Here is a 16510-nt window from a genome sequence, read left to right as displayed (position 1 = left end):
GACAAAGAGTAGCGACTTCGCTACTCTTTTTTTGGAGGTCCTGATGATGAATCGTTATGTGAAACAACATCAACATGATGCAATGGCGCTCGTCACCGCATCTGGTCGATGGACTTGGTCTGAGTTGATGGATGAGAGTGCGCGTTTAGCCCATTTTTTATATCTCACCGTTCCAGTGGCCCGTCACATCGGATTATTCGCCGCCAACAGCGCTGATTACGTCATCGCCGTTCACGCCGTCCAGTTACTCGGAAAAGTGCTCGTCCCGCTCAACACACGGCTGACGATGAGCGAATTGGCGGGACATATCGAGACGGCCGATGTCGATGTGTTGCTCGTCGATGAACCGATTGACTTGCCGATTGCGCAATTCAAGGTGACGGCACGGGATGAGTCGTCATTCGTCACACCGCACGAATGGGCAGACAATGAAGTCATGTCGCTCATGTTCACCTCGGGCACGACTGGACGGGCCAAGGCCGTAAAACAGACGTTCGGCAATCACATCGCGAGCGCCGAGGCGGCCAAGAACCGCCTCGGATATGGGACGAGTGACCGGATGCTCATCGTCACACCACTCTTCCATATGAGCGGGCTCGCTCAAGTGTATCGGAGCGCCCGGTTCGGCTCGACGCTTTACGTCGAACCGAAGTTCGATGTCGTCCGGACACTCGAGTTGATTGAGATGGAACGAATCACCCACATCTCGCTTGTCGCCGTCATGCTTCAACGCCTCCTCGACGCGGGTCTCTCGCGCCATCAGTTACGACTCCTGCTCGTCGGCGGCGGTCCTGTCCCCCGCCCGCTGCTCGAAGAAGCCGAGCGACGGCAGTTACCGGTCGCCCAGACGTACGGGATGACAGAGACGTGTTCGCAAGTCGCAACGCTCTTGCCATCCGAGGCGCTCGCCTACATCGGCTCGAGCGGTCAAGCAATCGCACCGACCCAAATCCGCATCAATGCGGATGGGGAGATTGAAGTGAACGGACCGACGGTGACCCCGGGGTACTATAGACAGCCCGAGGCCGACGCTTGGACACCCGACGGCTATTGGCAGACCGGTGACCTCGGAACGATGAAAGACGGCTACTTGTACGTACATGACCGGCGCAGTGATTTGATCATCTCCGGCGGGGAGAACATTTATCCGGCCGAAATCGAGAGCGTGTTGTTGCGTTGCCCAGGCATCCAAGACGTCGGAGTCATCGGTCGTCCCGACCCGACTTGGGGAGCGGTACCTGTCGCCTTCACAGTCGGTGCGTTCGATTTTGATGAGGCGACTCAGCTGTTGCACGACCATCTGGCATCATATAAACATCCGAAAGCATGGATTGCCGTCGACGAGTTGCCACGTAACGCCAACGGTAAATTGATGCGCCATCGCTTAAAGGAGGTTGACCATGATTCGTCGCGCTGAACTGTATGTCGTCCCCCTGACGTTTAAACACCCGATTGTCACCGCCCACGCCGTGTTGACGACGAGACGGGCGGTCATTCTCCGTCTGGAGACGGTCGACGGCGCTGTCGGCTACGGGGAAGGTGTCGCGTTCGAAACGCCATGGTATACGGCCGAGACCGTCCGCTCCGTCATCGATACGTCCGCTTTAATCGTTCAACTCCTGAAAGGGAGGACGTTGTCCGCCGCCTCGTTCGGTACCCATGTCAGCTCCATCATCGGCCACCCGATGGCGAAAGCGATGTGGGAGAGCGCTCTATGGGAGGTGGAAGCGGCCCGCGCAAATCAGACATTAAAACAATACGTCCAAGCCGGCGACGCCGTGGCCTGTGGCCGGACTATCGGCATCGGTCTTCTCAGTCAAACGTTGAACGCCATCGAGTCTGCGCTCGCGTCCGGATTCGACCGCATCAAGTTAAAAACGTCCCCGCATGAACTGCTTCCAGCGCTCAGCGAGATTCGGAACAATTTTCCGGACGCCCCGCTCATGATTGATTTGAACGGAAGTGGCTCCGAGCAACCGCTTGACTGGTTCGAGGCATTAGACACCTACCGTCTCTTGATGATCGAGCAGCCTTATCCGAGCACACACTGGGTCGAGACAGCCGACTTGCAGGCACGGCTCACCACACCGATTTGCCTCGATGAATCGATCAGTTCGGCACAAGACGTGGCGACGATGCGTCGGCTCCAAGCCGGCCGCATCGTCAATATCAAACCGGCCCGCGTCGGCGGCTGGAGCGAGGCGCTCACGATTCGCGATAGCGGCACCCCGTACTGGGTCGGCGGGATGTATGAGTCTTCGATCGGCCGTTATCACACGCTCTTGTTCGCCTCCTTGAGCGGAGCCGCCTACCCTGCTGATATGGCCGGGACGAGCGCTTATTTCGAGACCGATTTGCTCGATACTCCGCTCGAGGTCGAGAATGGACAGTTGATCCTTCCCGACCAAGTCGCACCAGATTGGACGACCATCGAGCAACTGAGCGAACAGACGATACGACTCCTGTAATAACTCCGCAAAAAAAGGCGGCAGACTTTCGCGTCTGCCGCCTTTTCATGGTTAACGGAACGTGCCCGTCAATACTTCATAGCCGTCCTTCGTGACGACGACCGTGTGCTCAAATTGAGAGACGAGGCTGTTGTTCGGGGTGAACAACGACCAGCCGTCCTCTTCCGATTGATAGACGATTTCGTCTTGTGTCGAGATGAACGTCTCGACGGCGATGACTTGACCTTCTTTCAAGATGTCGTTCTCTTCACGGCTATAGTAGTTCGAGATTGTCTCTGGCTCCCCGTGAAGCGTGCGACCGAGGCCATGACCCGCCAAATTGCGGATGACCGTGAAGCCGTTCTTCCGGGCATCGGCATAAATCGCCTTACCGATTTGGTTGACCTTGACGCCGGCCTTCACTTTGCTGAGACCTGCTTCGAGCGAGGTCAACGACACCTCGACCAAACGCTCATGTTTAGCCGATTTCGGAGTGCCCGCAATGACCGTACGTCCAGTATCGGCATAATAGCCGTCCTTCACGGCCGATACGTCGACGTTGACCACGTCTCCGTCTTGGATGACAAGGTCGCCCGGAATCCCGTGGGCTGCGACTTCATTGATGGAGATGCACGTGTAGCCTGGGAACTCGTACTTCGTGATTGGGGCCGAGGCGGCTCCCTCCGCCTCCAAAATACGCTGTCCAATCTCATCCAACTGTTTCGTCGTCATGCCCGGTTTGACCGCTTTCGCCATCTCGTCGCGCGCTAAGGCGACGATTCGCCCAATCTCACGTAAGGCATCGTAATCATAATCTAACATCGTTTTCCCTCTCAATCTAATAATCGATTTTGATATAAAAACTCTTCTGATAAATCCGCAAACAAGAACATGCCGTCCGGTAACGGATAACTGAACGTCCGTGTCACTTCGTTCGAGCTGAAGTCCCGATAATCCTCGGATAAGTAACCTCGTCCGCGCACGTCCATCGCCGCCATCGTTCGAATGAAGTACGGTCGGAAACTCCAGTTATAGCCGCGATACGTATTGTCGACCGTCCAATTCGACTGCGTCTGATACACGTTCGCGCTCGTCTGGAACCCGGTTTGGTCCGTCAAATAGTAACGGACGAACGTTCCTTCGAGTTTCGGTGCGATATGAAGCAGCCACTCATCTTTTTTATCGCGCGACCACTTCCCGCTTTGGACGAGGTCGTGAATTCGTTTATGGAGTTCGAACTCGAGCTCATACAATCGCTTCAATCGCTCTTGGTCGTGCAAGAAGAATGACGGCACTTCCTGCGTCAAGACGCTCATGCCTTTCGCTTCGGGCGACGGTGTCGTGTCATGTTGTCCGAGGAGCCCGCCCATATAATAACGTCCGCCGTGCCGCCACGCATAGCGCAACTGCCCGAGGTGATCGATCGATTTATACAAGAGCGGAGCCCCTAGACGGGAAGCGATATATTCCATCGTCTGAAGCATTTGCGGATACGTGACCGACAACGTCTTCTTCTCGACCATCGTTGCCAAATCGACGAGTAGCATCTCAGGCGCCACCGTCATGATATCTTCAATGCTCGTCGACTCGGCGAAGTCGAGCGCGACTTTGACACCGGAGGAACGATAATATTGGACGACTCGTGACAACCGTGATACGTCGACGAGGTCGGTTCCTTGAAGCGTCACATAAATGCGGTGGAGCGGAAAGTTCAATTCTCGCAACGGGGCCAAAAACGCCTCCCCGCCTTGGTCGAGAATCCATTCCGACCGGCATCGGAACGTGACGAATTGCGTTTCGTCCCGTAACTGTTCGGCTGCCAGACGCTCCATGCGTTTGGCGATATCGAGCTGGTACTCGAGTGGGACGTCATCGTCATAAAAGAAAGGCGTGAGCGACTCGCCCCTGAACTGCCCATGCACCATATACCCTTCTACTTGAAAGGTAGCAGCCCCGAGAATCGGTTCAAATCTCACTTCGACTTCCTCTGGGTTCATCATCACATCCACTGCATCCACCTTGATCACCTCGTCTTTTTTCTAAACACGAAAGCGAGCTGGGTTCAGCTCGCTCGTGTATGCACATACATATAGGCACCGAAACAAGCAATGAAATATACGATACTCATCACACCGTACCCGATTCCCATTTTCCCGCCGACACCGATGGCCATCACCAGCCAGATCATAGCACCGAACAAGAGCGTGGCGGCCGGAATATATCGGAAATTCGGACGCTCGGTCCGCGTTATAATCGGTTTCAAAGCCAGGACGCACGCCAATAGTATGACGAGACCAAAACCTAGTTCAATCATCCGTTGACACCTCATTTTTCTGTCTCTACTCGTTTAGTGTAGCATGACACCAAAAAAAAAACCGCAAATCCACTTAGGGAGATGCGGTTTTGGGTTATTGATTAGTCACGCGGACGGCGTGGCCCACGGTCGTCTGAACGACGACGGTCTTCTCCACCCGTGCGTTTGCCACGGTATCCACCGCCGCCACCGCTGCGTCCACCACGGTCACCGCCGCCACGACGTTCGCCGCCGCCACTGCGATTTCCACGGTATCCACCACGGTCGTTGCGTCCACCTTGACGTTTGACGCGAACTGGTTCTGCATACGAGATTTCAACCGGAGTTGAATCTGGCTCTTTCGTCAATCCACGAAGTGCCGCTGCGAGAAGCTCGACTGCCTCGTATTCTTCAAGAAGCTCAGTCGCAAGTTGCGTGTAAGCTTTGAAGTCGCCCGCTTGTACACGTTCGATCAAATCTTCAGCCGATTGCTTTTGGTTGCCCTCAAGCACTTCTGCGATTGTCGGAACGTGACGACGGTTCATCTTCTTGTTCGTTACGCGTTCGATTGCTTTGACTTGACCGAATTCACGTGGCGTGATGAACGTAAGAGCTGTACCTGTTTTACCAGCACGGCCTGTACGTCCGATACGGTGCACGTAGCTTTCCGGATCTTGTGGGACGTCAAAGTTGTAAACGTGTGTAACGCCTGTGATATCAAGACCACGTGCCGCTACGTCTGTTGCGACCAAGATGTCGATCGTGCTGTTTTTGAAGCGACGGATGACTTGGTCACGTTTTGATTGCGTTAAGTCACCGTGAAGACCATCAGCCGTGTAACCACGTTTGATAAGCGCTTCTGTCACTTCGTCAACACGTTTCTTCGTACGAGCGAAGATGATGCTGAGTTCTGGCGAATCGATGTCGATCAAACGGCAAAGCGTATCGAATTTTTGACCTTCGCGCAATTCGAGGAATTGTTGATTGATGTTCTCAACTGTCATTTCCTTCGCTTTGACTTTGATGATTGTAGGCGACTTCATGAAACGCTCAGCAATCTTCTTGATTTGTGGTGGCATTGTTGCAGAGAAGAGAAGCGTTTGACGTTCAGCCGGAAGGCCTTTCAAAATCATCTCGATATCTTCAACGAAGCCCATGTTGAGCATTTCATCCGCCTCGTCCAAGATCACGGTTTGGATCTCGTCGAGTTTGATCGTCTTGCGTTTCATGTGGTCCATGAGACGTCCAGGTGTCGCAACGACGATTTGTGGGTTCTTTTTCAAACCACGGATTTGGCGGTCGATTTGTTGACCACCGTATACTGGAAGTGCGTAAACGCGCTTCGATTCACCAATTTTGTTTAATTCTTCTGCAACTTGAATCGCAAGTTCACGTGTCGGTGCAAGAACAAGTGCTTGGACTTGACGTGCCTTTGTATCGATTCGCTCAATTGTCGGAATACCGAAAGCTGCTGTTTTCCCTGTACCTGTTTGTGCTTGACCTAATACGTCCACTCCTGTGAGTGCGACAGGAATTGTCTCAGCTTGGATCGGTGTAGCTTCTTCGAAGCCCATTTTGAGTACACCTTTTACTAATACTTCACTTAACTGTAAATCTTGGAATTTTGTCAAATTATATTCTCCTTTTTTCATACAAAAAACGTCTGAGGTTTAGTTCTACAGACGTTTTTCCAATGTTTCCTCGTAGTCAACTTTACTAACTATAACGTATTTATTTCTAAAATGAAAGAAATACATTCTAAAACTTTTCATAGCCACCTGGACATGAGTTATCTTATTTCAATTTATAGCCGTTGTCGAGTTTTTCAACTTGCTTTTCTTTTAGCAGTTTCCCAAGCGCCCGTTTAAACGCCGCTTTACTCATCCCGAACTCACGATCGATGACATCCGGTGCCGTCTTGTCGCCGTACGGCATTTGACCGCCACGCTCTTCAATGTAAGCACGAATGCTTTCCGCATCCGGGTCGATCGCTTCATATGCCCGAGGTTTCATCGAAACAAGGACCGTCCCGTCTTGCTTCACTTGTGTGACGCGCACCGTCAACTGCTCACCTAGGCGCGGCCAACGTGTCATCTCTGCTTCATGTAAGAAGCCGAGCGATTCATTCTCGACCCAAACATTCACACCGACGTCGCGTCGATTGACGACGATCGCCTGCACATCTTGGTTGCCCCATTCTTCTTTGGCGGGACGCGCCAATAAGTTCAAATACGCGTAATGAGCCGGTTCACCGAGAAGGCGGCTCTTTTGATCGTATTTGAGACGAATGCACAGCTTGTCTCCTTCTTTCGGCCAATATGACCGGTTCTCAGGAAGATCATCTAATGAGACGAGCACGTCTTTTTGAATCCCGATATTGACGAATACGCCCGTGTTATACCGGACTCCTGTCACTTCATACCACTCATAGTCATCGAACGTGACGCTAGGAATCGTCATCGTCGAAGCGAGACGTCCTTCCGAGTCGTGATAAAGGAAGACACGTACCGTCTGTCCGACCTCGACTTCTTCTGTTTGTTCTTTTCGATGAAGGAGCACCTCTTCGCGACCGTTTCCGATAAACACTCCAAAATCAGCTGAACGTTCCGCGACCAAGTCGACTACTTCTCCTGCACGTAATGCCATACAATCCACATCCTTTTTCATCTATTACTGTCAGTATACCTACCTACACACGTTCCTAATCATATCACGTTCGATTTCATTGCTCCGTTCATTTGTGTCTAAATTGTGAACGTGGATTGAACTCGATCATGACCGACTGGCGAGTATTCTAACGTCTTTTTTTCAAATTTTGTGACAATTTTGTGAACGTGCATTTTCCATCTAGTATCCACATTTTGAAAACGTTATTATTAAGGAAGTGTTGTTTAACGAATTAGGTTTCAGCCATGGCCGAACGGGGGATAATAAATGTTTGATGTTCAATCTCGATCATTTGCGAAGCGCTTTATGAAAGGCTTATTGATTGCTTTCTTCGCGCTACTCGCTTCACTTAGCTTCATTTTCTCAAACGGAGTCGATACAAACGTATCTTCATCCGTCACGATGGTCCAAGAGTAAACGCCCTCTCCTGACAGAAGGCGTTTTTTTGTTTTGTTCCGACAAAAAAAGGGATTTTTTGTGCAACTGTCGAACGAACATAACGTTCGGCTTTTACTATTGAATCATCTGGGAAGGGAGAGTCACTCATGCTATTTTATTTTCTCACCACGATTCTTTCGGTCGTCGGTTTGTCCGTCTCGCTCCAAACCGGTTTTTTCAAAGACCCGATCGGTACATTCCTGTTCGCTGTATTGCTCGCCATGGGCTTATCTTCATTTAAACAGCTAGTCGCACAAACGAACGTCTTGTTGATTGAACGCCGCAACCAGAAAAAAATCAAACGCATCGTGGCACGTATGCATTCAAGTACACGTAAACGTTCTACATAACGCTCGTCTTCATCCTCCACTTTTGTTATTCTATTGTAGACAGAGAGCAAAACGGACTCAACCCGTAGGAGGCACAAACACGTATGAATGAAATCCCTTTATCGAACGAATGGCTATTACGTTATTCACCTGTCATGGAGCTATGGCTGAAAGAAGACGGCATCTTGCTCGTCGACGATGACAATCGGATTCGACTCACCCTCGAAATCGGCACGGATCACGTCATGCAGTTCAAAAGCATCGATCAAGACGGAGCTTACTTTGCTGTGGACCCGGTGAATAAACGAATCACGTTCGAACTCGAGGAAGAAGAAGAGGAAAGCGAATCTCGCTTCTGGGAATAAGGATTCATGCCGAAGAGTCGGATTCTCGTCCAGAGAAGAAGACTCTTTCTTCGTGTCCAGACCATTAGTTGAACGATTGAAAGGAGAATGACACATGATCCGCACCGCCATCTGGTTTATCACTTTTTTTGCCGTCTTACCGCTAACGCTTCCGTTCTATCCGAAAGCGAAGCGGCTGACGCCGCCCGAACGTTATGCGTACGTTCAAACCGTCGCCTATACATGGGCCCGCTTCTTACTTCGTATCGCCGGTGCCCGCGTCCGCGTACACGGCCAAGAAAACATCCCGAACGAGCCGGTCGTCTACGTCGCGAACCATCAAGGGAACTTTGATGTCCCGATCATGCTCACGGCGACGAAACATCCGAAAGCATTCATTTCGAAGATTGAAGTACAAAAGTTCCCAATCATCCCGCGCTGGATGGAAATGATGGGCTGTATCTTTATCGACCGCAGCGACCGTCGCCAATCGATAAAAGCGATCCGCTCGGGCGTCGAGACGATTCAGTCCGGACAATCGATTATCGTCTTTCCGGAAGGTACCCGCTCGAAAGGCGGACCGATTAAAGAGTTTAAAGCCGGCAGTTTGACGCTAGCCACCTCGAGCGGAGCCAAGATTGTCCCGGTCGCCATTAAAGGCAGCCATCATCTACTCGAAACGAAAAACCGGATCACCCCAGGGACGGTCGACGTCACCTTTTTACCGGTCATCGACCCGGCCGATGTCCCGAATAAAGAAATCGCCGCGCTTGCGGAGACGATGATTCGCCGCGTTGTTGAAGGAGAAGAGTCATGAGCTTATTAACGATTGAAGGTATCCACAAAGAATTTGCAGATAAAGTATTATTCGATGACGTCACGATGACGATTCATCCAGGCAATCGCATCGGTGTGATTGGCGTCAACGGCTCTGGAAAATCGACGTTTTTAAAAATCGTCGCGGGCGTCGAGACGGCAGACCGCGGTTCAATGCAACATCCGAACGACTATCGGATTCGCTATTTGACGCAAACGGTCGATTTCGCTTCGGGTCAAACGATTTTGGACGCGTTGTTCACGAGCGACACCCCATCCGTCCAGGCGTTAAAGCAATATGAACTGGCCCGCCAAGCGCTCGAAGCGAACCCGACGAGTGAACAATGGCTGGAGCGCTTCATGAAAGCCCAACAAGCGGTCGATGCAGCCGACGCTTGGGAGACCGAAGCCAAGTTGAAATCGATTTTGAACCGGCTCGGTCTTCCGGATGTCACGGCCGAAATCAGCTCGCTCTCAGGCGGACAACAAAAACGGGTCGCCTTGGCCGCTGCCCTGCTCGACGAAGCCGATCTGTTACTACTCGATGAGCCGACGAACGAACTCGATGCCGATACGATCGCTTGGCTTGAGACCGTCCTGGCCGATTATCGAGGCGCTATCTTACTCATCACCCACGACCGCTATTTCTTGAATCGGGTCACGAACCATATTCTCGAAATCGCCGACGGGACGAGTTATTTTTATGACGGCAACTATGAACTCTTCCTCGAGAAACGGGCCGAGCGTAAGGCACGGTCGCATTCGATGGAGCAGAAGCGCCAAAACATTTTGCGTCGCGAACTCGCCTGGTTGCGCCGCGGCGCCAAAGCCCGGACGACGAAACAGAAGGCGCGCATCCAACGCGTCGAAGAGTTGAAACATCAAGAGACGCTCGCCGAAGATGAGGCGCTCGAAGTGTCCGTCGGATCACGTCGTCTCGGGAAGAAAGTCATCGAAGTCGAGAACTTGTCATTCGGCTACGACGACAAGCTACTCATTCAAGACTTCACCTGGTTATTTGGACGACGGGAACGATACGGCATCGTCGGACCGAACGGAAGCGGGAAAACGACACTCATGAACCTGCTCGCCCATCGTCTTCAGCCGACGCAAGGGACGGTCGTCCATGGCGAGACGGTCCATCTTGGGTATTATGGGCAACAAGTCGAGTTTGAGGACACATCGCGCCGCGTCATCGATGAGATTGAACGCATCGCCCAAGTCATCTATACGCCAGACGGCGAGACGATAACCGCCAGTCAGATGCTTGAACGCTTCTTGTTCACCCCGGACGCGCAATATAAACCGATTGCCAAACTGTCCGGTGGCGAGAAACGTCGCCTCGTCTTGCTCCGCATCTTGATGGACGAGCCGAACGTACTGTTCCTCGATGAACCGACGAACGACCTCGATACGGAGACGCTGTCTGTCCTTGAAGACTATTTGGAGTCGTTCCCAGGTACGGTCATCGCCGTCAGTCACGACCGCTATTTCTTAGATCGGATCGCCGAACAGCTCATCGCCTTCGAAGACGGGACGATCAACGTCTATCACGCCGAATATAGTGATTATTTGGCCACACTCCAAGAACAGACGAAACAACAAGTGAAGAATGAATCGAAAGAGAAGAAAGCGCGTGTCAAAGTCGACGTCGTCAAATTCACGTTTAAAGAGCAGAAGGAATGGGAGACGATCGAGGATGATATCGCGTCGCTCGAATCTGAGATTGAAGCAGCCGAGGCTCGGCTCGCCACAGCCGGAAGCGACCTTGGGAAAGTGAATGAACTGTACGCCGAGATCGCCGCATTGAAAGAAGCACTTGATGCGAAAATGGAGCGTTGGGAGTATTTATCGGAGCTCGATGAACAAATTCAAGCACAGAAGAAATGAAAACAAGGATCACGCGTCGGCGTGATCCTTGTTTGTCGTATAGCCATATACATGCACATCATGCGCGCGGTCGCCTTGTCGTATATAACGGCGAAGCGTCCCTTCCCGCGAGAAGCCGTTCTTTTCGAGCATTTGTTGCGACGCGACGTTCTCAGTAAAGACGATAGCCCCGACCCGTTCCATCTCGCCCGTCTGCGCGGCATAACTTAACGCGGCCTGGAGCGCTTCGGTCGCATATCCGTGACGCCAATGGCTCGGGTGAATCTCATAGCCGACTTCGGCACGTCGATGCCGCGGCGCCCGATTATGGAATCCGATCGTCCCAATCAAGTCGGACGTGTCTTTCATCACGATGCCCCAACGCATCACCGCACCGGACTCGATACCGTCGAGCATACCGGCAAGCATTTGTTCCGTCTCAGAGAGCGATACATGAGGCTCCATCCCGTAATACTGCAAGACGTTCGAATCTGAAAAGATCGTATATAGACGTTCGGCGTCGGTCACGTCGAGTTGTCGTAACTGGAGTCGTTCCGTTTCAATGGTTGGAAGCATCCCGTTCACCCTTTACTGACGATATTATGTTGAAATGCATAGACGACAGCTTGCGTCCGGTCATAGACGTCGAGCTTCGTCAAAATGTTGGAGACGTGTGTCTTCACCGTCTTCAACGAGATGTATAGTTCGTCGGCGATGACTTGGTTCGACTTTCCTTCCGCCATCAATTGCAAAATTTCACGTTCTCGGGCCGTTAGACTTTCGTGCAACGTCTTTTCTGGGTGACGGAGCCGCTCGAGCATCTTGCCCGTCACTTGCGCGGCCATGACAGGATTGCCCGCTGCCGTTTGACGAATCGCATCGGCGATTTCATTGGCGTTTGCCGTCTTCAAGACGTAACTCATCGCCCCGGCCTCGATGACGGGATATACTTTCTCATCATCCAAGAAGCTCGTCACGACCAAGATTTTGGCGTCTTTCCAACTTGCCTTGATCCGTTTTGTCGACTCGACCCCATCGACAGGTTCCATTACTAAATCCATCAAGACGACATCCGGCTTCTCTTGAATCGCGAGTTCCGCTCCGGTCGCGCCGTCCGATGCCTCTCCGACGACTTCGATGTCAGGCTGCGTCGACAAGAACGCCGAGACGCCGGCCCGCACCATCTCATGGTCATCAATCAATACGACTCGAATCATTGTAACCCCTCCACTTGTTGTTTCACACGCACTTCAATCTGAGTACCGACGCCGGGCACACTGACGAGTCGTAACGTCCCGCCGACCTCAGCCGTCCTCTCTCTTATCGATTGTAAGCCATATGAGGCGACTTGTGTATCATCGACATTAAAGCCGATGCCGTCGTCGTTTATTTTTAAGATGACCGTCTGCTGCACGGTCCGCATTTCGATTTCGAGTCGCTTCGCTTTCGCATGTCGAAGCGTGTTGCTGATCGCTTCTTGGACGATACGGAATAGTTCGTTTTCGGTGTGACGCGACAACTCGACTTCTTCGAGGCGCCAGATGAGTTCGGTCGATTGTTTGCGCGACAGTTCTTCTAACAATCGCTCGATCCCCGTCTTGAGCGTCATTCCTTCAAGTTCGACCGGACGAAGTTGCAACAGAAGTGAGCGCATTTCCGCCTGAGCGGTTTGCGCCATCACTTCGACTTGTTCGATTTGCTTGGCGGCCACGTCCGGTTTCGCCTCAATCGTCTGCTTGGCTGCCGTCGTCATCATCGAGATGGCGTACAGTTGCTGGCTGACCGAGTCATGTAACTCTCGGGCGACACGGCGCCGCTCCTCAACAACGGCTTCGCTGCGTGCTTCCTCGACACTGACAGGTCGGTCACCGACCCGTTTCGCCATCTCGACCATTTCCGTGCGCTGTTTCGAGATGCGTGCGATTCGTTCGAGTGTGTCGCGATAAGGCGACAGCGGCCGGAACGTGATTTCTTTTTGATTCTCGAGCTTCCATAAGGCGATTGCCACTTCCCGAAAGTCACGGCGCAAATAAAAATACGAGCCGACCCCGAACACGCTGCCAATCAAGACAGCAATCACGAGGATAGACACACCGAAAGGCAACCCTTCTTCACGTGTGAACAAATCTCGGAGTGAAGTCGAGTCACCTATTAAAAATGCAATCGTGACGAACAGCGCCGTCAAGAGGCTGCTGAACAGCTGATGCCAGACGACCGTCCGTGGGTATGAGTCCTTCTTCATACGGTCATCACCTCGACACTTCCGCTCATGAGCACGATATGAATCCGGACTTTTCGTGTCGCCGCTGCGTAATCGTCCGATGCCGTATAGAAGCGACGGTTGAACACAGGCGAATAATTCGATTCGTCGACTTGAATCTTACCGAATCCGATTGAGGCGTCAATCGAGTAGTCGTAACCGGCCGGAATGAGAATCCGAATGTCCCCGGCGAGTCCATTCAATAGTAAGAACGTCTCTCCTTCCGGGATAATCGCGCGTGACAAGTCGAGTTCGACGTCACGCAACAAGAAGAATTCATTCGTGTCTTGAAGCACGTAATGACCGCTTTCTTTCGTCCCGAACGTAAACGCCTGTTCTTGCCGAATATGTGACTTGAATCGGCTCGATTCGAGCGGACGGTTCTTATACAACCGATAGCCGAACATGAGCAGTAAGCCCGACAATACGAAACCAAATGCCGCCGACGAAAAGATGAGTCCGACGAGCATGATGCCACCAATCCCGTAAAAGATATAGCTGACCGGCTGATTGCCTTTGCGGCTGAAGCGCCGTCCGATATAAAGCAACAATAACGGGACGATCATGCTGAAGAGGACGCTGTTTCCACCCGTCACAATATCGATAAATAGTCCAATGGCAAATAAAATAATCATGAATCCGATGATTTGGCGTGTGTTCCAACGTTCCACGTTGCTTCCCCCTCTCTGACAGTATGTAAATTGAAGCAAAGAAGCGATGGCCCAACCATTTGCCGGACCATCGCTGAACCGTTGCGTCAGTCTTGTTTGAATCGACGCTCAAGTTCTTTTAGTTTTGCTTCGAAATCATCTTCGTCCGCTGCATCGATTTTCTCTTCAGCAGCCGGTTCTTGCTTCTTCTCTTCTTCCGTGAACGGATGAGTCTTCGATGTCTCCGCTCCGAAGATTTGATCGAGCGCACCTTTCAATAAATCCAGGTTTTCTCGCATCGCGAACTCATAGCGTTTGTTTTGCATCTCATCGAGTTTCAGTCGCATCTCGAGGGCACGCCGCTCGAGGGCATCGAGTTCACGCGCTCCTTCGTCGAGTAACCCTTCAAAGTAACGATACTGCTCACCGTAATGCTTCGACTCGAGCGCGGCCCGCTCCGCGAGTTTTTCTTCGCCCGCTTGTTTGGCGAGCTCGGTCTGCTCGTAACGCTTATCCGCCATCAATTTGGCATCATCCCGTTTTGTCGCCAGCTCCTCGAGGAGCGTCTTTTGACGTTCGACGAGACGTTCGACAGACATCGCTTCTTTTTCCGCCCCACGGATGTGGCGGTTCAGCTCGGCTTCCCCACTCGAACGTGGTGCCGAACGTGGACCTTCTTTATCTTGGAACTTCTTCATCTCTTTCGACAATTCTTTCGTCAACTCGTTAGCTAAATCACGAAACTGGTCAAATGGTGTTTTCATCATAATATCCTCCTTGTGAAGCTTAGCGACGGTTTACAAATTTCTGCCACACTTGATCAAACGATTGAAAGCTGCTCCGGTTCGCACGCGAGCCGTCCGCATTCAAAATCTCGACGTCTTGTTTTTGGTTGGCATACATCATATACCCTTTAAACAATACCCATGCCACCACAATCCCGATTAACGCCCAAATATTCGATAAAATTGTGATGATCCCGATCACGGCTAGCGCACCGTAACCGATTTTTGCGCCGACATGTGTCACGGCCATGAATCTGACTCCAGCCCACAGTGCTAAGAGCGCCCCCAAACCGAACATAATCATATTCGGTAAAAAGCCGATTAGAACGAGAACTAAAGAGATCGCGGCCACGATGAACAACACTTGTTTCACCTGGCGATTCATCTATCATCCCTCCTCGTTAAGTACACTCTTATCATAATACGTTATTTTTTCTGGCGCGACGAGCGCAAGGCCCGTTTTCTCTCGGTCTGTAGACTGAGATGATAGCGTTCTCAAATCCTGTGCTATACTATAGGCATCGAACAATGAAAGGATGATGTTTTATGAGCACCGTACAATTCGCAGTACACACCTTGTCAGCCAATCGGAGGGCGACTGTCCTCCATCACTAAGAGGAGGATTCTATTTGAATCAAACAACAATCACAACGGGACGTGTCACGGCACAGTTCCAACATATGTACACGGTCACGACCGAAAATGCAGCTTACACGTGTAGCGTCACCGGGAAATTTCGACATGAGGCCGAAAGCGAGCGCGACTATCCGGTCATCGGTGACTTCGTCGAGTTCGCCGTTCGCGAACATGGTCAAGGCGTGATTCGACGTCTCCTTGAACGGCGCACTGTCCTATCACGGGCAGCCGCCGGCAACGAGACGCGCGAACAGCTGATCTGCGCGAACGTCGACTTTATCTTGATTACGATGGCGTGCGGACACGATTTCAATCTGCGCCGCCTCGAGCGTTATTCGCTTGCCGCGTGGGAAACCGGTGCCACACCGCTCATCGTCTTGACGAAATCCGACCAAGTCGATAACGCGGATGGACTCGTCGACGAACTTACGTTGACAGTGCCTGGGGTCGACGTCTTCCCTGTCAGTTCAGTCACTGGGGACGGCGTTGAAGCGTTGCGAGCCGCACTTCCGAGCGGAAGCACCATCGTGCTCGTCGGTTCGTCTGGAGTCGGGAAATCGACGCTGACGAACGCGCTCGCCGGGACGACCGTCGCCGAGACACAGGCCGTGCGCGAGAGCGATGAACGCGGCAAGCATACGACGACGCATCGCGAACTGTTCCAGATTGACGACTTGTTCGTCATCGACACGCCCGGGATGCGTGAATTCGGTCTTTGGGACGGAGCCGACCACCTCGACGACACGTTTCGGGATATCGAGGCGCTCGCCGAGACGTGTCGGTTCCGGGACTGTGCGCACGGCAACGAACCGGGCTGTGCCGTCCGAGCCGCCATCACATTCGGAACGCTCGATGCGAAACGTTATCAAAGCTTTGTCAAACTCGAGCGCGAACTCCGCTACGCCGAAAAACGACAAGCGGAAGCGGCTCGTCTCGCTGAGAAGAAGAAACGAAAAACGAAAGCATGATGCTGAGG

Annotated in this window: 19 protein-coding genes; 8 read left to right on the top strand and 11 right to left on the bottom strand. The window is 52.2% G+C overall.

Annotated elements, in window-relative coordinates; genetic code table 11:
• Window positions 1-46 precede the first annotated feature (46 nt).
• Window positions 47-1417 carry an o-succinylbenzoate--CoA ligase gene (menE, locus tag KNO58_RS11760; protein ID WP_214754087.1) on the top strand — a complete coding sequence of 457 codons (1371 nt, stop codon included), beginning with the start codon at window positions 47-49 and terminating at the stop codon, window positions 1415-1417.
• Window positions 1401-2468 carry an o-succinylbenzoate synthase gene (gene menC, locus KNO58_RS11755; RefSeq protein ID WP_214754085.1) on the top strand — a complete coding sequence of 356 codons (1068 nt, stop codon included), beginning with the start codon at window positions 1401-1403 and terminating at the stop codon, window positions 2466-2468. The genes menE and menC overlap by 17 nt, the downstream gene beginning before the upstream one ends.
• A gap of 51 nt (window positions 2469-2519) precedes the next feature.
• Here the strand turns inward: menC and map are convergent, their stop codons facing one another.
• From map to KNO58_RS11730, 5 genes are all read right to left on the bottom strand, one after another.
• Window positions 2520-3269, bottom strand: coding sequence for a type I methionyl aminopeptidase (gene map / locus KNO58_RS11750; RefSeq protein WP_214754083.1), 750 nt, complete (start codon window positions 3267-3269; stop codon window positions 2520-2522).
• 11 nt (window positions 3270-3280) lie between these two features.
• Window positions 3281-4465, bottom strand: coding sequence for an EAL-associated domain-containing protein (locus tag KNO58_RS11745; RefSeq protein WP_214754081.1), 1185 nt, complete (start codon window positions 4463-4465; stop codon window positions 3281-3283).
• 44 nt (window positions 4466-4509) lie between these two features.
• Entirely contained in the window at window positions 4510-4761 is a 252-nt protein-coding gene (locus KNO58_RS11740; protein ID WP_214754079.1) for a hypothetical protein, read from the bottom strand.
• Window positions 4762-4862: 101 nt separating this feature from the next.
• On the bottom strand, window positions 4863-6371 hold the full coding sequence (cshA, locus tag KNO58_RS11735) for a degradosome RNA helicase CshA (protein WP_198922701.1): 1509 nt from the start codon (window positions 6369-6371) through the stop codon (window positions 4863-4865).
• A 163-nt stretch (window positions 6372-6534) separates the two neighbouring features.
• Window positions 6535-7386 (bottom strand): CvfB family protein, encoded by an 852-nt coding sequence (locus KNO58_RS11730; RefSeq protein WP_214754077.1) that lies wholly within the window; start codon window positions 7384-7386, stop codon window positions 6535-6537.
• 288 nt (window positions 7387-7674) lie between these two features.
• On the opposite strand from KNO58_RS11730, the gene KNO58_RS11725 reads away from it, so the two are divergent.
• The 5 genes from KNO58_RS11725 (at window position 7675) to KNO58_RS11705 (ending at window position 11224) form a co-directional block, all read left to right on the top strand.
• Window positions 7675-7824, top strand: a complete 150-nt coding sequence (locus tag KNO58_RS11725) for a hypothetical protein (RefSeq protein WP_021067792.1) — start codon at window positions 7675-7677, stop codon at window positions 7822-7824.
• A 128-nt stretch (window positions 7825-7952) separates the two neighbouring features.
• Window positions 7953-8195, top strand: a complete 243-nt coding sequence (locus KNO58_RS11720; RefSeq protein WP_021067793.1) for a hypothetical protein — start codon at window positions 7953-7955, stop codon at window positions 8193-8195.
• An 83-nt stretch (window positions 8196-8278) separates the two neighbouring features.
• The gene (locus tag KNO58_RS11715) at window positions 8279-8539 is read left to right on the top strand and encodes a hypothetical protein (protein WP_029596043.1); all 261 of its coding nucleotides are present in this window, start codon (window positions 8279-8281) and stop codon (window positions 8537-8539) included.
• 94 nt (window positions 8540-8633) lie between these two features.
• Window positions 8634-9335 (top strand): lysophospholipid acyltransferase family protein, encoded by a 702-nt coding sequence (locus KNO58_RS11710; RefSeq protein WP_214754075.1) that lies wholly within the window; start codon window positions 8634-8636, stop codon window positions 9333-9335.
• On the top strand, window positions 9332-11224 hold the full coding sequence (locus KNO58_RS11705; protein WP_214754073.1) for an ABC-F family ATP-binding cassette domain-containing protein: 1893 nt from the start codon (window positions 9332-9334) through the stop codon (window positions 11222-11224). Before KNO58_RS11710 ends, KNO58_RS11705 begins: the two co-directional genes overlap by 4 nt.
• 9 nt (window positions 11225-11233) lie before the next feature.
• Here the strand turns inward: KNO58_RS11705 and KNO58_RS11700 are convergent, their stop codons facing one another.
• From KNO58_RS11700 to KNO58_RS11675, 6 genes are all read right to left on the bottom strand, one after another.
• Entirely contained in the window at window positions 11234-11779 is a 546-nt protein-coding gene (locus KNO58_RS11700) for a GNAT family N-acetyltransferase (protein ID WP_214754071.1), read from the bottom strand.
• Between the two features lie 5 nt (window positions 11780-11784).
• Window positions 11785-12420, bottom strand: a complete 636-nt coding sequence (locus KNO58_RS11695) for a response regulator (protein WP_021067798.1) — start codon at window positions 12418-12420, stop codon at window positions 11785-11787.
• Window positions 12417-13445, bottom strand: coding sequence for a sensor histidine kinase (locus KNO58_RS11690; RefSeq protein WP_214754070.1), 1029 nt, complete (start codon window positions 13443-13445; stop codon window positions 12417-12419). The genes KNO58_RS11695 and KNO58_RS11690 overlap by 4 nt, the downstream gene beginning before the upstream one ends.
• The gene (gene liaF, locus KNO58_RS11685) at window positions 13442-14134 is read right to left on the bottom strand and encodes a cell wall-active antibiotics response protein LiaF (protein WP_214754069.1); all 693 of its coding nucleotides are present in this window, start codon (window positions 14132-14134) and stop codon (window positions 13442-13444) included. The genes KNO58_RS11690 and liaF overlap by 4 nt, the downstream gene beginning before the upstream one ends.
• 86 nt (window positions 14135-14220) lie before the next feature.
• Window positions 14221-14877 (bottom strand): PspA/IM30 family protein, encoded by a 657-nt coding sequence (locus KNO58_RS11680; RefSeq protein WP_128123746.1) that lies wholly within the window; start codon window positions 14875-14877, stop codon window positions 14221-14223.
• A gap of 22 nt (window positions 14878-14899) precedes the next feature.
• Complete coding sequence (locus KNO58_RS11675) at window positions 14900-15283, bottom strand: lmo0954 family membrane protein (RefSeq protein ID WP_021067802.1); 384 nt, start codon at window positions 15281-15283, stop codon at window positions 14900-14902.
• Window positions 15284-15527: 244 nt separating this feature from the next.
• On the opposite strand from KNO58_RS11675, the gene rsgA reads away from it, so the two are divergent.
• Window positions 15528-16502: a ribosome small subunit-dependent GTPase A gene (rsgA, locus tag KNO58_RS11670; protein ID WP_214754068.1), complete on the top strand. Its 975-nt coding sequence runs from the start codon at window positions 15528-15530 to the stop codon at window positions 16500-16502.
• The last annotated feature ends 8 nt before the right edge of the window (window positions 16503-16510 follow it).

It is taken from the genome of Exiguobacterium sp. J17977 (assembly GCF_018616375.1).
Classification (GTDB): Bacteria; Bacillota; Bacilli; order Exiguobacteriales; family Exiguobacteriaceae; genus Exiguobacterium; species Exiguobacterium mexicanum.
Note: the sequence above shows the minus strand (reverse complement) of the source record. Positions and strands in the feature narration are given on the sequence as shown.

What these genes read in the sequence shown, in the direction of transcription:
- menE (WP_214754087.1), top strand. Translation starts at nt 47, where the DNA reads ATGAATCGTTATGTGAAACAACATCAACATGATGCAATGGCGCTCGTC.
- menC (WP_214754085.1), top strand. Translation starts at nt 1,401, where the DNA reads ATGATTCGTCGCGCTGAACTGTATGTCGTCCCCCTGACGTTTAAACAC.
- map (WP_214754083.1), bottom strand. Translation starts at nt 3,269, where the DNA reads ATGTTAGATTATGATTACGATGCCTTACGTGAGATTGGGCGAATCGTC.
- KNO58_RS11740 (WP_214754079.1), bottom strand. Translation starts at nt 4,761, where the DNA reads ATGATTGAACTAGGTTTTGGTCTCGTCATACTATTGGCGTGCGTCCTG.
- KNO58_RS11730 (WP_214754077.1), bottom strand. Translation starts at nt 7,386, where the DNA reads ATGGCATTACGTGCAGGAGAAGTAGTCGACTTGGTCGCGGAACGTTCA.
- KNO58_RS11725 (WP_021067792.1), top strand. Translation starts at nt 7,675, where the DNA reads ATGTTTGATGTTCAATCTCGATCATTTGCGAAGCGCTTTATGAAAGGC.
- KNO58_RS11720 (WP_021067793.1), top strand. Translation starts at nt 7,953, where the DNA reads ATGCTATTTTATTTTCTCACCACGATTCTTTCGGTCGTCGGTTTGTCC.
- KNO58_RS11715 (WP_029596043.1), top strand. Translation starts at nt 8,279, where the DNA reads ATGAATGAAATCCCTTTATCGAACGAATGGCTATTACGTTATTCACCT.
- KNO58_RS11710 (WP_214754075.1), top strand. Translation starts at nt 8,634, where the DNA reads ATGATCCGCACCGCCATCTGGTTTATCACTTTTTTTGCCGTCTTACCG.
- KNO58_RS11705 (WP_214754073.1), top strand. Translation starts at nt 9,332, where the DNA reads ATGAGCTTATTAACGATTGAAGGTATCCACAAAGAATTTGCAGATAAA.
- KNO58_RS11700 (WP_214754071.1), bottom strand. Translation starts at nt 11,779, where the DNA reads ATGCTTCCAACCATTGAAACGGAACGACTCCAGTTACGACAACTCGAC.
- KNO58_RS11695 (WP_021067798.1), bottom strand. Translation starts at nt 12,420, where the DNA reads ATGATTCGAGTCGTATTGATTGATGACCATGAGATGGTGCGGGCCGGC.
- KNO58_RS11690 (WP_214754070.1), bottom strand. Translation starts at nt 13,445, where the DNA reads ATGAAGAAGGACTCATACCCACGGACGGTCGTCTGGCATCAGCTGTTC.
- KNO58_RS11680 (WP_128123746.1), bottom strand. Translation starts at nt 14,877, where the DNA reads ATGAAAACACCATTTGACCAGTTTCGTGATTTAGCTAACGAGTTGACG.
- KNO58_RS11675 (WP_021067802.1), bottom strand. Translation starts at nt 15,283, where the DNA reads ATGAATCGCCAGGTGAAACAAGTGTTGTTCATCGTGGCCGCGATCTCT.